This is a genomic window from Helicobacter pylori NQ4053 (assembly GCF_000274605.1).
GTDB lineage: Bacteria > Campylobacterota > Campylobacteria > Campylobacterales > Helicobacteraceae > Helicobacter > Helicobacter pylori_CV.
Window position 1 is genome coordinate 266,942 of record NZ_AKNV01000004.1, and the last position, 13,800, is coordinate 280,741.

A 13,800-nucleotide genomic window follows, 5' to 3' on the forward strand; every position below is an offset into this window, starting at 1 on the left:
CACCATAACGCCCGCTTCAATGCAATTCTCCTAATCTGGTCAAGCTCTCCCCTAAAGTCTCTTCTAAAAGCGCGCTAATATCAATGTATTCAATCTTCGCTTCTGCTAGAGTGATGAGAGCGTCCATGTAAGAATTTTGATAAATCAAGTATTCAAAAAGCCCGATTTTTTGGGCTTCATAAGCGATGCGCCCCATTTCCATCAAACGCTTCTTATTGGCAATGGCTTCTTTTTGGGTTTCAATGTATGCTTCTTTAGTTTTGAGCTGGTTTAAGTAGGAGTTGGCGTTGATTCTAATGTTTCGTTTCATCACTTCATTTTGCGCGAGCGTCCCGCTTTGCAAATCCAAAAATTTACGCTTTTGATAGATATTTTTAGGCGTTACCGGCAAAGGGATACGCACTTCTACAGAAAGATTAGTTGAAGAGTTATAGCTTTCAGAGCCAATCCCAAATTCAAATGCATTAAACACATCTCTATTAGCCAATTTCGCATTCACTTGATAATCTTTAGCCGTCAAATCCAAAATATCCACATACAATGAGCGATCCAATTTGAACTTTAAGGCTTCAGGCTCTAATCGCACGTATTCAAAATCCAAACCGATCACCTTGACATCATGCAAATGGTCTAAATAAGTGTCAAAATGCGCCCCCTCTTTGACCGGCTCCACAATAGCGAGCATCGTGTCTAGCATTTTTTCTAAATCTATGAGTTTGGTTTCCACATTGGTTTTAGCGAGTTTGGATTCCAAATAAGAATTATTGAAGTTGATATAATCCTTTTCGCTCATGCTGCCGGCTTTGACTTTTTCTTTAGCGATTTTGAGCTGCGAATAAAAGTTCGCTTCCCGTTGCACATACACCTGATACTTTTCTTTAGTCATCACATAAGTCAAATACAAGCGTTTAGCGCCAATAAAAGCGAGATTTTTATTCAGTTGATAGCTTTTATCGTATTGAATGGTTTTGATAGAAAGGCTTTTGGATAAAAGCGAACTCACCCATGGGAGCTTGGGTCTTACCACTAAAAGGGTTCTGGGCTGCGCTTCTATAATGCCTTGGAAGTTTTTCACCATAGAAGTTTCATTCTCAATGTAAGGGAAATCCCAAGCGTTCACGGAGCGTTGCTCATTCAAACGGCTTTTAAAATCGGCTTTTTTACCGATCAACTCCATTGAATTAATTTCTACTTCTTTAAAAAACTCTTGTAGGGTAAAGATTTTCGCACTAAGCATGCCCGCACTAAACATGCTCATTAAAAAAGTTACCCCCAAAAAACGCTGGATTTTGCGTTTGATAGCATTAAATCGCAATTTCTTTAATATCCCCAATCTCTAAGAAACTTTGATACACGCCCCATAAGAAATTTTTACGATTTTTTTGGATTTCTATATCTTTATCCATCACTAACACGCTTTTAAAATATTCTTCCAAAGGCGCATGCAAACTGAAATAAGCCTCTATTTTGCTATCCAAACTCTCAAAAGCGCTCGTTTTGATCGTATTGAACGCTTCAAAAAGGGCATGCTCTTTTGGCTCTTTAAAAAGATGGGTAGAAAACTCGCTTGACTCGTTAGGGTTTCTGTCTTTATTGATATTGGCTAGGCGTTTGAAAGCGCTAAAAAGCAACTCTTTTTTTTGAGCGTTCTTGGGATCGTCTAAAAAGCGTTTTAAGGCTTTGACTTTTTGAATGATTTTAACAATGTCTCGCTCGTTGGTGTTTAACACGCTCCTTATAATAGAGGGGTTACAATCTATTAAATTATGAAAGCGCTCCAGTAAAAACTTCTCTAAAACCTCTAAATCAAAGCTTTGATAAACGCCCACTTTTTCAAAGAGGTTTTTTAAATCCGCTTTTAAATCAAATTCTAACCCGTAATGCGCAATGATTTTCAATAATCCAAAACTCAAGCGCCTTAAAGCAAAAGGATCTTTAGATCCGCTAGGGATTTTACCCGCGCTAAAAAGAGAAAACAAGTTGTCTAATTTCAAGCTCAAAGCCACGATCGCACTAAAAACACTAGAGGGCAAGGGGGCGTTTTCGCTTGCGGGCAAATACTGCTCTTTCACACTCAAAGCGACCAATTCGTTTTCGTTTTGTTTTAAAGCGTAGTAATAGCCCATGATCCCTTGAAGCTCGCTAAATTCATACACCACTTCACTGAGTAAATCCGCCTTAGCGATTTTAACGGCTCTTTTAACCAACTCAAGGGCTTTTTCCAAAGACATGTTTAAAGATGAAATATATTTTTGCGTCAAATATTGAGCGATGGTTGATTCTCGCTCCATTTTATCTTTTAAAGTCCCTAAACCTTGCACAAAAACCACGCTCTCTAAAGGGGCGTTATCTAAGGGCTTTTTAAGATCGTTTTCATAAAAGAAAACCGCATCGCTCAAACGGGCTTTTAAAACCTTTTGATTGCCTAAAATGATTTTTTGCTTGTCTTTATTGATAGCGTTACTCACCACGATAAAGCCGTTGTGTAATGTTGGGCTTTCTTCTTGGCTTTTTTGACAAAAGGTTGCAAAATAGCGCTGGTTTTCTTTCATGGAAGTGGTGATGATTTCACTGGGTAATTTTAAAAACGCCTTGTCAAACTCCCCTAAAAGCGCGCTGGGGTATTCCGTGATCGCTACAACCTCATCTAATAAATCCCTATCCATTTCTACAACGATGCGATGCTTTGTTTCTAGCTCTTTAATTTCTTGCAAGATTTTAGCTTCGCGCTTTTTAGGGTCCAAAATGACATGGTTTTTTTCTAAAACTTCAAAATACGCTTTAGGGCTATCCACTTCAATAAAATCAAAACCCTCTTGTCGGTGCACTTTGGTGGCTTGCTTGGTTTTAAAACCATACTCTTTAACTTCAATATCGTTAAAATTTTCCCCATTAAACAACACGCAAATATTATGAATGGGTCTGATAAAGCTTTTTTCCACATTGCCCCAACGCATGGACTTCCCAAAATTCAAACCCTCTAAAAACTCTAACACAATGGGCATGATTAAATCTTTTGTGGGCTGTTTAGCGTGGATTTTAGCGTGATAAAGCACTTCTTTATTGTTTTTAAACGCTGTTTGGAAATGCTGGTGATCTTTTAGTCCTAATTTTTGATAAAACCCTAAACCTAGCGCGTTCAAGCCTTGCGTTTTATCCTGATGATTGCATGCGATTTTAACGGGAGGACCAAAAAATTCCTCTTTGGTTTCTTGAGTTAAAAGGGGAAAGTCTTTAACGAACAAACACAAGCGTCTAGGGGTGTAAAAAATCTCTATAGTTCCCACTTCTAAAGCGCGTTTTTGAAAAAGAGCATGGAGTTTTTTAGGCATTTCTTTATATTCATTCAATAACGCTTGTGCGGGCAATTCTTCAACTAAAACTTCTACTAACAATTCATCTGAATGCAAAATCTCAATCCTCCCTAAAAAACAAAATCACTCTTAAGAATAAGCTAAATCATGCTAGAATTATACTTGAATTTATTCCTAGTTTAATTTATTTCTTAATACAAAAGGTGAGCGTTTTGAAACATTTAGCCCCACTCATTCATATCCCTTTTAAAGCTTTATGGCTAGGTACAGCCTTAAGCGCGTTCTTAAGTTTGAATTTGAACGCTGAAGAAAGCCCTACTAAAACAGAGCCTAAGCCCGCTAAGGGGGTTAAAAACAAGCCCAAATCGCCTGTTACTAATGTCATGATGACCAATTGCGATAACATTAAAGACTTTAACGCTAAGCAAAAAGAAGTTTTAAAAGCCGCTTATCAATTCGGATCTAAAGAAAATTTAGGCTATGAAATGGCAGGCATCGCATGGAAAGAATCATGCGCAGGGACTTATAAAATCAATTTTTCGGATCCGAGTGCGGGCATTTACCATGCGTATATCCCTAGCGTTTTAAAAAGCTATGGGCATAATAACAGCCCCTTTTTGCGTAACGTGATGGGGGAATTGCTCATTAAAGACGATGCGTTTGCTTCTGAAGTGGCCCTAAAAGAGTTACTCTATTGGAAAACGCGCTACCACGACAATCTAAAAGACATGATCAAGTCTTACAATAAGGGCAGTCGTTGGGAAAAAAACGAGAAGTCTAACGCTGATGCTGAAAAATATTACGAAGAGATACAAGATAAAATCAGGCGTTTGAAAGAATCTAAAATCTTTGATTCGCAGTCCAGTAATGACCAAGAATTGCAAAAAAGTGCTAATAGCAACTTGGATTTAGACCCTATCGGCAACGCCATGCCCCAAACTTTAGCTAAAACAGAGACCAAAGAAACTCAAACAGAGGAAACCCAAGCAGAAAAACCCCAAGAAATGAAAGAGGCAACTAGCGAGCAAATAACCAACAAGCCAGAAAAAGCAAAAGATAAACCCATGTATTTCGCTCAAATCAACAGCGCTGATTTCACACCCGCTAAAAAAAGCTCAAAAAAACCGGCTAAAGCGAGTCCAAAACGCTCCTCTAAAAATAATATCAGCGTTAAAAACAACACCAAAACCGCTTCCAAAAGTAAAGAAGTGTGCAAAAATTGCTCTCCAGGGCAAAGGAATGCGATTTTAGCCAACCACATCACTCTCATGCAAGAGCTTTAAAAAGTCCTAAAAATGGCGCAAAAAACTCTTTTGATTATCACTGATGGCATTGGGTATCGTAAAGATAGCGATCATAACGCTTTCTTCCATGCCAAAAAACCCACTTATGATTTGATGTTTAAAACCTTGCCTTATAGTCTGATTGATACGCATGGCTTGAGCGTGGGCTTACCTAAGGGGCAAATGGGAAATTCTGAAGTGGGGCATATGTGTATTGGGGCTGGTAGGGTGCTCTATCAGGATTTAGTCAAAATTTCTTTAAACCTTCAAAACGATGGGTTAAAAAACAACCCCGCTTTTTTAAACACGATCCAAAAAAGCCCTGTGGTGCATCTTATGGGTTTGATGAGCGATGGAGGCGTGCATTCACACATTGAGCATTTTATCGCTCTGGCTTTAGAGTGTGAAAAATCCCATAAAAAAGTCTTTCTGCATTTAATCACCGATGGGCGCGATGTCGCTCCTAAAAGCGCTTTAACTTATTTAAAACAAATACAAAATATCTGCAATGAAAACATTCAAATCGCTACCATAGGTGGCCGTTTTTATGCGATGGATAGGGATAATCGCTTTGAAAGGATTGAGCTTGCGTATCATAGCTTAATGGGGCTTAATCACACGCCTTTAAGCCCTAGCGAATATATCCAAAGCCAGTATGATAAAAATATCACCGATGAATTTATCATGCCCGCTTGTTTTAAAGATTATTGCGGCATGCAAGATAATGAAAGCTTTATTTTTATCAATTTCAGGAATGATAGGGCTAGAGAAATCGTGAGCGCTTTAGGTCAAAAGGAATTCAGTGGCTTTAAGCGCCAAGTTTTTACAAAACTCCATATCGTTACCATGACGCCTTATGACAACGCTTTCCCCTACCCTGTTTTATTCCCTAAAGAAAGCGTTCAAAACACGCTCGCTGAAGTGGTGTCTCAACACAACCTGACCCAAAGCCATATCGCTGAAACTGAAAAATACGCGCATGTAACCTTTTTCATCAATGGCGGAGTGGAGACGCCTTTTAAAAATGAAAACCGGGTGCTTATCCAAAGCCCTAAAGTTACCACTTATGACTTAAAGCCTGAAATGAGCGCTAAAGAAGTAACCCTTGCGGTGTTGGAGCAAATGAAACTAGGCACGGATTTGATCATTGTGAATTTTGCTAATGGCGACATGGTGGGGCATACGGGGAATTTTGAAGCGAGTATTAAAGCGGTAGAAGCAGTGGATGCATGCTTAGGGGAAATCCTTTCACTGGCTAAAGAATTAGATTACGCCATGCTTTTAACAAGCGATCATGGGAATTGCGAGCGCATGAAAGATGAAAACCAAAACCCCTTAACCAACCACACCGCTGGGAGCGTGTATTGCTTTGTTTTAGGGAATGGAGTCAAATCCATAAAAAACGGAGCGTTAAACAATATCGCTAGCAGCGTGTTAAAACTCATGGGCATCAAAGCCCCAGCAACGATGGACGAACCCTTATTTTAAACTAAAGGAAAAGAATGCAAATTGATGACACATTATTGCAACGCTTGGAAAAATTGAGCATGCTAGAGATTAAAGATGAGCATAAAGAGAGCGTTAAAGGCCATCTAGCGGAGGTTTTAGGCTTTGTAGAAAACATCTTCGCTTTAGAAACTAACGGGTTAAAAACAGATACAGAGTTATGCACCCCCTTAAGAGAAGACGAACCCAAAAGCCAACCTAACACCGCCAAAGAGATTTTAAGCCAAAACAAACACAGCCAGGATCATTACTTCGTTGTGCCCAAAATCATTGAATAGGTTTTATTGAATAGGTTTTATATCAAGTGAAAAGCTTGATTTTTGAAATCAAATAGACAGAAAAAAGCTATCGCTTGACTAAAATTCAAGCTCTTTACTATTTGTTTTCAGCCTTTTTTTAATTCATCAATCGCTTCCACTAACCCCGCAATCGCCTTTTTGATTTCTTCATGCGTGATAATATAAGGGGGCATGAGGTAGATCGTGTTGTTTAAAGGGCGTAATAACAGGCCTTTTTTTAGAGCTTTTTTAAAAACCGCTAAACTCAAACGCTCTTTAGTTTGAATAAAAACTTCAAAGGCAAAGACCATGCCCAAATGCCTTAGATTAGACACCACTTGTTGCTCTATCAAGTCTTTTAACGCGTTTTGGAGCGTGCTAAAAATAAACTCGCTCAAAGCCTTGTTCTTTTCAATAATATTTTCTTTTTCAAAAATATCCAGCGTAGCGTTCGCGCATGCGCATGCCAGGGCGTTTCCTGTGTAGCTGTGCGAATGCAAAAACGCTTTATTTTCTTCATAGGGGGCGTAAAATTGGTTATAAATTTCATTGCGGGTTAATAGCGCGCTTAAAGGCAAATACCCCCCGCTAATCCCTTTAGACAAGCATAAAAAATCAGGCTCAATCTCGCATTGTTCATAAGCAAACATGCTCCCTGTGCGCCCAAACCCGGTGGCGATTTCATCAAAAATAATGTGGATGTCTTTTTGCTTGCATAATAAAACGGCTTGTTTTAAATACTTCGCGCTATAAATATGCATATTCCCTGCGCATTGCAAAAGCGGCTCTGCAATGAAGGCGCAAATTTCTTCACCATGCTTATCTAACAAACGCTTTAAAGCGTTCAAACTATTTTCTATTTCATTATCGTTTTTAGGCACGGGTGTGGTGAGATTCTTGAGCAATAAGGGGGTGTAAGTGTCTTTATAAAGTTTCACATCGCCCACGCTTAACGCTCCCAAAGTCTCGCCATGATAGGAATTAGAAAGCGATAAAAAAAGCTTTTTAGGGTGCGTTTGATCTTTTAAAAAATGGGCGTGATAGCTCATTTTCAAAGCGATTTCAATACAAGATGAGCCGTTATCCGCATAAAAGCATTTGTCCATGCTAGTGAGCTGGCAAAGCCTTTGAGAGAGCGTGATAATGGGCTTATGGCTAAAAGAAGCCAAAAGGACATGCTCTAAATCATCAATTTGATTTTTAAGCTGTTGGCTGATGTAGGCGTTATTATGCCCAAAAAGATTCACCCACCATGAGCTGATCAAATCCATGTAAGCGTTATCATTAAAATCATAGAGGTAAATCCCTTGAGCCTTTTTAATGGGGATAATGGGGAAATTTTGATGCTCTTGCATTTGCGAGCAAGGGTGCCAAAGATACTCCAAATCCAAAGCGGCCAAATTTTCTTGAAAATTCATGTTAAAAACTCTCTATAATAAGGATAATTTTAATAACCTTTGGTTAAAATAAGGTTATTTGATTTTACTATAAGGTTGTTTAAACCTGAATTTCACATTTTTGATTTTTTAAAAGGGATTAGAGTTCTTATGATTGAATGGATGCAAAATCATAGAAAGTATTTAGTGGTTACGATATGGATAAGCACGATCGCTTTTATTGCCGCCGGGATGATAGGTTGGGGGCAATACAGCTTTTCTTTAGATAGCGATAGCGCTGCCAAAGTGGGACAGATTAAGATTTCTCAAGAAGAATTAGCCCAAGAATACCGCCGCCTTAAAGACGCCTATGCTGAGTCTATCCCTGATTTTAAAGAACTCACTGAAGATCAAATCAAAGCCATGCATTTAGAAAAAAGCGCTCTAGATTCGCTCATCAATCAAGCTTTATTGAGGAATCTCGCTTTAGATTTAGGGCTTGGCGCTACAAAGCAAGAAGTGGCGAAAGAAATCAGAAAAACGAGCGTTTTTCAAAAAGATGGTGTTTTTGATGAAGAATTGTATAAAAATATCTTAAAGCAAAGCCATTACCGCCCCAAGCATTTTGAAGAAAGCGTTGAAAGGCTTTTAATCCTTCAAAAAATCAGTGCTCTCTTCCCCAAAACCACTACCCCTTTGGAGCAATCCAGCCTATCGCTTTGGGCAAAATTGCAAGACAAATTAGACATTCTTATCCTAAACCCTAGTGATGTTAAAATCTCTCTTAATGAAGAAGAGATGAAAAAATATTACGAGTCCCATAAAAAGGATTTTAAAAAGCTCACAAGCTTTAAAACACGCTCTTTATATTTTGACGCTAGTTTAGAAAAACCTGATTTGAAGGAGTTGGAGGAATACTACCATAAAAACAAGGTGTCTTATTTGGACAAAGAGGGGAAATTGCAGGATTTTAAAAGCGTTCAAGAGCAAGTCAAGCATGATTTAAGCATGCAAAAAGCGAATGAAAAAGCCTTAAGGAGCTATATCGCTCTAAAAAAAGCGAACGCGCAAAACTACACCACACAAGATTTTGAAGAAAACAACTCCCCCTATACTGCTGAAATCACGCAAAAACTCGCCGCTCTCAAACCCCTTGAAATCCTAAAGCCAGAGCCTTTTAAAGATGGTTTTATTGTGGTGCAGCTCATCTCTCAAATTAAAGACGAATTGCAAAATTTTAATGAAGCTAAAAGCGCTCTTAAAACCCGCCTAACTCAAGAAAAAACCCTTATGGCGTTGCAGGCATTAGCTAAAGAAAAGCTTAAGGATTTTAAAGGCAAAAGCGTGGGCTATGTAAGCCCTAATTTTGGAGGCACTATTAGTGAGCTTAACCAAGAAGAAAGCGCTAAGTTTATCAACACCCTTTTTAACCGCCAAGAAAAAAAAGGGTTTATTACTATTGGTAATAAAATGGTGCTCTATCAAATCACAGAACAAAATTTCAACCACTCATTTAGCGCAGAAGAAAGCCAGTATATGCAGCGTTTAGTCAATAACACTAAAACGGATTTTTTTGATAAAGCGTTGATAGAAGAATTGAAAAAACGCTATAAGATAGTCAAATACATTCAATAAATGCAAGGGGAAATCATGGAACATAAAGAAATCGTTATAGGGGTTGATATAGGCTCTAGAAAGATTTGCGCGATAGTGGCTGAATTTAAAGAAGGGATTTTGCGCATCATTGGCACCGCCCATCAAGACTCTAAAGAAATCAATTCAAAAGCCATTAAAAGAGGGCGTATCAATAGCCTTGCTCACGCTTCTAACGCCATTAAAGAAGTGATTAATAGCGCTAAAAAAATGGCAGGTTTGAACGCTGATGAAGACAGAAATAACCCCATTTCCTCCTTTAGAGAATCGTATTACCCTAAAACTAAAGCGATTGTTTCTTTTTCTGGGGCTTATACTGAAAGCATTAGAGATGTTACCGGTGTGGCCAGCACCAAAGACAATGTGGTTACTATAGATGAAATCAATCGCGCTATCAATAACGCATGCGCTAAAGCAGGCTTGGATAACGACAAACATATTTTGCATGCCCTCCCTTATCGCTTCACTTTAGACAAACAGGAAGTGAATGACCCCTTAGGAATGAGCGGGACTCGCCTAGAAGTCTTTATCCACATCGTCTATACAGAAAAAAACAACATTGAAAATTTAGAAAAAATCATGATCCAATCTGGAGTAGAGATTGAAAACATTGTGATCAATTCTTATGCAGCCTCGATTGCCACCTTGTCTAATGACGAAAGGGAATTGGGCGTGGCTTGCGTGGATATGGGCGGAGAGACATGCAACCTTACGATTTATAGCGGCAATTCCATACGCTATAACAAATACTTACCCGTAGGCTCTCACCATTTAACCACGGATCTATCGCACATGCTCAACACCCCATTCCCTTACGCTGAAGAAGTTAAGATCAAATACGGGGATCTTTCTTTTGAAGGCGGAGAAGAAACGCCCTCTCAAAATATCCAAATCCCTACCACCGGCTCTGATGGCCATGAAAGCCATATTGTGCCGCTTAGTGAAATCCAAACTATCATGAGGGAAAGGGCTTTAGAAACTTTTAAAATCATCCACAGAAGCATTCAAGATAGCGGATTAGAAGAGCATTTGGGCGGGGGCGTTGTGTTAACCGGTGGGATGGCTTTAATGAAAGGGATCAAAGAACTAGCCAGAACCCATTTCACTAATTACCCGGTGCGTTTGGCGGCCCCTGTGGAAAAATACAATATCATGGGCATGTTTGAAGACTTGAAAGATCCTCGCTTTTCAGTCGTGGTTGGCTTGATTTTATACAAAGCAGGGGGGCATACCAATTATGAAAGAGACTCTAAAGGGGTTATCCGCTACCATGAAAGCGATGATTACACAAGAACAACCCATCAATCAAGCCCTACCCCCCATATCCATTCATCGCCCACAGAAAGGAATTTGAGCGATTTAAAAGCCCCTAGCACTCCTTTAAACACCGCTAAAAACGATGATTTTTTACCTATAAAGCCCACCGAACAAAAAGGTTTTTTTAAAAGTTTCCTTGATAAGATTTCTAAAATCTTTTAAGATACAGCCATTTCTTTATGCGATAAAAACGCCTTGATAGTTATCAAAAGCCAGAAAACATGGTATAATCCTTTAGCTATTTATCAAAGTTTAAGATTTGCAAAAATCGTATCTCAAGGGGAATGTGGCTATGGTTCATCAATCAGAGATGGAAAATTATAATATTGGTCAAGCGAGCATTGAAGAAGTAAGCGATCCAGCTTATAAAGGGGCTAAGATTGTCGTCATCGGTGTTGGAGGTGGGGGGTCTAACATGATTAAACACCTGGTTGAATACGGCGTGCATCAAGATGTTACCCCCATTGCGACGAACACTGATGGCCAACATCTCAAAAACAATCCCGCTCCGGTTAAAATCCTTTTAGGCAAAGAGTCTACTGGAGGTTTAGGTGCTGGAGGGGTTCCTGATATTGGTAGGAAAGCCGCTGAAGAAAGCGCTAATGAAATTAGAGAAGCGATTAAGGACGCCAAATTAGTCATTGTTTCTACAGGGCTTGGAGGAGGGACTGGGACTGGAGCCACCCCTACTATCGTTAAAATCGCAAAAGAAGTGGGAGCGCTCACGATTGCTATCGTTACTAAGCCTTTCAAATACGAAGGGTCTCAAAAAAGCAAGAAAGCCGAAGAAGGGTTAAAGGAGTTGGAGCAATCTAGCGATTCTATTTTGGTTATCCCTAATGATAAAATTCTTTTGACCATGAAAAAAAACGCCAGCACAAAAGAATGCTATAAAGAAGTTGATGATGTCTTGGTTAGGGCTGTGAGCGGTATTTCTACGATCATCACTAAGCCCGGTGATATTAATGTTGATTTTTCTGATTTAAAAAGCGCTCTTGGTTTTAAAGGCTTTGCGTTAATGGGTATTGGTGAGGCCACTGGCGAAGAATCCGCTAAATTAGCGGTGGAAAATGCGATCCAATCGCCTCTTCTTGATGACGCTTCTATTGATGGGGCTAAGAGCATTATTGTCTTTTTTGAGCACCACCCTGATTATCCTATGTATGCTTATTCTCAAGCTTGCATATCTATTCAAGAACGAGCCAATCAAGATGTTGACGTTAAGTTTGGCCAACACACGAGCGAGAGTATCCCCATTGATCATGTGCGCGTTACTATCATTGCAACCGGTGCTGAAAGAAACAGCAATGGAGCGGGTTTGGAATCTATCGCTACGCCTTCTCAGCCTGTGGTGAAACAAACAAGAAAAGTGGGTAATAGCGATTTTTTAAGAATCCCCACTGAAGAAGAACTATCCACGCCCACAGCCATAAGGATCCAGCAAGATTAATTGCAGATCTCGCTTTCCCCCCTATTTTTATAGGGTCATAATAAAGCGGTTTGTTGGGTTCGCTCTCATTTATTTTTTAGAATAAAATTAAAAAGCTTTGATTTTAATGGGGTGTGCTAGTTTTTAGAGCGTTTAGGGGATTTTAAAGTGCTTTAAAGGGGAATATCCCAAAGCACCCCCTAGTTAATGAAACGCTAGAAACTCATTTGGCAAAAATCAAGGGCTTTCATGCTTGCGTAAATTCATAAACTCCGTTATAGATTTGTGGAGTCAATACATTTTTACTTTGATTGAGAAGCTTCACATCTCATCAAATACAGATTATTTGTCCCATCAAAATAATTGATAGCAACAGTGACTTTATCAGACAATCCATCACTTTCTTTGATAATCTTTTTTCAAGAAATCGCACGCATCAGTGAAAAACTCTCGCTCATTGGTTTTATGAGTCTTCTAACACGCTCGCAACAAGACCAACGCTTACGCTTGGCTTTGTTTTGTTTCATTCTTTGCTCGCCGCTTTTTTCACTCCTGATTGACTTGCTCTGATTTGACAAGATCAATAATCAATGCTTCTGATGTTGATTTTAGATTATGTGCTTCTATGTTTTCTAAACTCCAAGATGATACCGCCCAACTATCATAGTTATCTATTAAAACATAGCTCTTGCTCTCTGTTCATGCCAATAGGCGTTATGGTCTTTTATTTGCTCCTTTAGTTTTATCTTGTTTTCTTTGTTTTCTTTGCTTATTATAGCTAAAAAAAGGGGAGCGCTTTATGCCACGCCCCGCACTCTTTTTAGGTTGCTTAAAACGATAATAAGCCCTCATGCACCCTATTTTGCTTTATTTGTTTTTATAGTCTTCATAGGTTAATCCTAGCTCCAACGCCTCCTTTTGTAGCTTTTATTTCTTTTTAGGTCGTCCATTTTGTTTCTTGCTACGGCGTATTCTAACAATTTCTCTCTTAATATCTCGTAGATTAAACCATGATAGTCTAGGATCTCAATACGCTTGCCATTTTTTCTTAAAAAGCAAATGGTAGGCGTGTTAGTTTTGCTGTTTTCCACCCCAAGAAGCTATGCTAATGGCCATGAGAAAAAATTCCAACAATATTTCAGGGAAGCGTCGTGTAAGCGGTGGGGTATGATGTTCATTGTAGCGGTTTTGATGCTGGTGTTTTTAATCTTTGTCCATGAATTAGGGCATTTCACGATCGCTAGGATTTGTGGGGTGAAGGTAGAAGTCTTTAGCATTGGTTTTGGTAAAAAACTCTGTTTTTTAAGCTTTTTGGCACGCAATTCGCTTTGTCTTTGATCCCGCTTGGGGGCTATGTGAAATTAAAGGGCATAGACAAAGAAGAAAATGGGACGAATGAAACCGCAGATGACAGCTACGCGCAAAAAAGCCCTTTCCAAAAGCTATGGATATTGTTTGGCTAGAACTTTCAGCATGTCAGCTATTGGGCATGAGAGCGATTCTTTATTGAGCGATTTGGTGGCGGATTTAAGGGCTTCTACGCCTTCAAATGCGATGGAGATTTTACTCCCTAGCAGCGATGAATGGTTGCAAAGACTTGATGGGTTTAATGTGAAATTGCACCGCTCTTTTAAAATTTTGCTC

9 protein-coding genes and 2 pseudogenes are annotated in these 13,800 nt (G+C 39.2%); 8 read left to right on the plus strand and 3 right to left on the minus strand.

The annotated features are described in order from the left end of the window. Positions 1-16 precede the first annotated feature (16 nt). Entirely contained in the window at positions 17-1,315 is a 1,299-nt protein-coding gene (locus tag AYS37_RS04405; RefSeq protein ID WP_001874617.1) for a TolC family protein, read from the minus strand. Continuing rightward, on the minus strand, positions 1,305-3,410 hold the full coding sequence (gene glyS, locus AYS37_RS04410) for a glycine--tRNA ligase subunit beta (RefSeq protein WP_000555293.1): 2,106 nt from the start codon (positions 3,408-3,410) through the stop codon (positions 1,305-1,307). Before glyS ends, AYS37_RS04405 begins: the two co-directional genes overlap by 11 nt. Before the next feature lie 116 nt (positions 3,411-3,526). On the opposite strand from glyS, the gene AYS37_RS04415 reads away from it, so the two are divergent. The 3 genes from AYS37_RS04415 to gatC are packed head-to-tail and all read left to right on the plus strand — an operon-like array spanning position 3,527 to position 6,381. Further along, positions 3,527-4,597 (plus strand): hypothetical protein, encoded by a 1,071-nt coding sequence (locus tag AYS37_RS04415; RefSeq protein ID WP_000681242.1) that lies wholly within the window; start codon positions 3,527-3,529, stop codon positions 4,595-4,597. A gap of 12 nt (positions 4,598-4,609) precedes the next feature. After that, complete coding sequence (gene gpmI / locus AYS37_RS04420; RefSeq protein WP_000057712.1) at positions 4,610-6,085, plus strand: 2,3-bisphosphoglycerate-independent phosphoglycerate mutase; 1,476 nt, start codon at positions 4,610-4,612, stop codon at positions 6,083-6,085. A 14-nt stretch (positions 6,086-6,099) separates the two neighbouring features. Then, entirely contained in the window at positions 6,100-6,381 is a 282-nt protein-coding gene (gene gatC / locus AYS37_RS04425) for an Asp-tRNA(Asn)/Glu-tRNA(Gln) amidotransferase subunit GatC (RefSeq protein ID WP_001165290.1), read from the plus strand. Between the two features lie 107 nt (positions 6,382-6,488). On the opposite strand, the gene AYS37_RS04430 is transcribed toward gatC, so the two are convergent. Beyond that, positions 6,489-7,799 (minus strand): adenosylmethionine--8-amino-7-oxononanoate transaminase, encoded by a 1,311-nt coding sequence (locus AYS37_RS04430; RefSeq protein ID WP_001010810.1) that lies wholly within the window; start codon positions 7,797-7,799, stop codon positions 6,489-6,491. Positions 7,800-7,928: 129 nt separating this feature from the next. On the opposite strand from AYS37_RS04430, the gene AYS37_RS04435 reads away from it, so the two are divergent. The 5 genes and pseudogenes from AYS37_RS04435 to AYS37_RS08490 form a co-directional block, all read left to right on the plus strand. Continuing rightward, positions 7,929-9,392, plus strand: coding sequence for a peptidylprolyl isomerase (locus AYS37_RS04435; RefSeq protein WP_001874618.1), 1,464 nt, complete (start codon positions 7,929-7,931; stop codon positions 9,390-9,392). 15 nt (positions 9,393-9,407) lie between these two features. Beyond that, positions 9,408-10,889 (plus strand): cell division protein FtsA, encoded by a 1,482-nt coding sequence (gene ftsA / locus AYS37_RS04440; RefSeq protein WP_000400248.1) that lies wholly within the window; start codon positions 9,408-9,410, stop codon positions 10,887-10,889. A gap of 130 nt (positions 10,890-11,019) precedes the next feature. Next, the gene (gene ftsZ / locus AYS37_RS04445) at positions 11,020-12,177 is read left to right on the plus strand and encodes a cell division protein FtsZ (RefSeq protein ID WP_000233627.1); all 1,158 of its coding nucleotides are present in this window, start codon (positions 11,020-11,022) and stop codon (positions 12,175-12,177) included. A gap of 1,149 nt (positions 12,178-13,326) precedes the next feature. Further along, positions 13,327-13,616, plus strand: a pseudogene (locus tag AYS37_RS08180) (site-2 protease family protein); the annotation flags it as partial. A gap of 13 nt (positions 13,617-13,629) precedes the next feature. Continuing rightward, positions 13,630-13,788 (plus strand): annotated as a pseudogene (locus AYS37_RS08490) (exodeoxyribonuclease VII large subunit); the annotation flags it as partial. Positions 13,789-13,800 lie beyond the last annotated feature (12 nt).

Excerpts from the sequence above, each read along its gene's own strand:
- ftsA (WP_000400248.1), top strand. The coding sequence starts at position 9,408 with ATGGAACATAAAGAAATCGTTATAGGGGTTGATATAGGCTCTAGAAAG.
- AYS37_RS04430 (WP_001010810.1), bottom strand. The coding sequence starts at position 7,799 with ATGAATTTTCAAGAAAATTTGGCCGCTTTGGATTTGGAGTATCTTTGG.
- ftsZ (WP_000233627.1), top strand. The coding sequence starts at position 11,020 with ATGGTTCATCAATCAGAGATGGAAAATTATAATATTGGTCAAGCGAGC.
- gpmI (WP_000057712.1), top strand. The coding sequence starts at position 4,610 with ATGGCGCAAAAAACTCTTTTGATTATCACTGATGGCATTGGGTATCGT.
- AYS37_RS04435 (WP_001874618.1), top strand. The coding sequence starts at position 7,929 with ATGATTGAATGGATGCAAAATCATAGAAAGTATTTAGTGGTTACGATA.
- gatC (WP_001165290.1), top strand. The coding sequence starts at position 6,100 with ATGCAAATTGATGACACATTATTGCAACGCTTGGAAAAATTGAGCATG.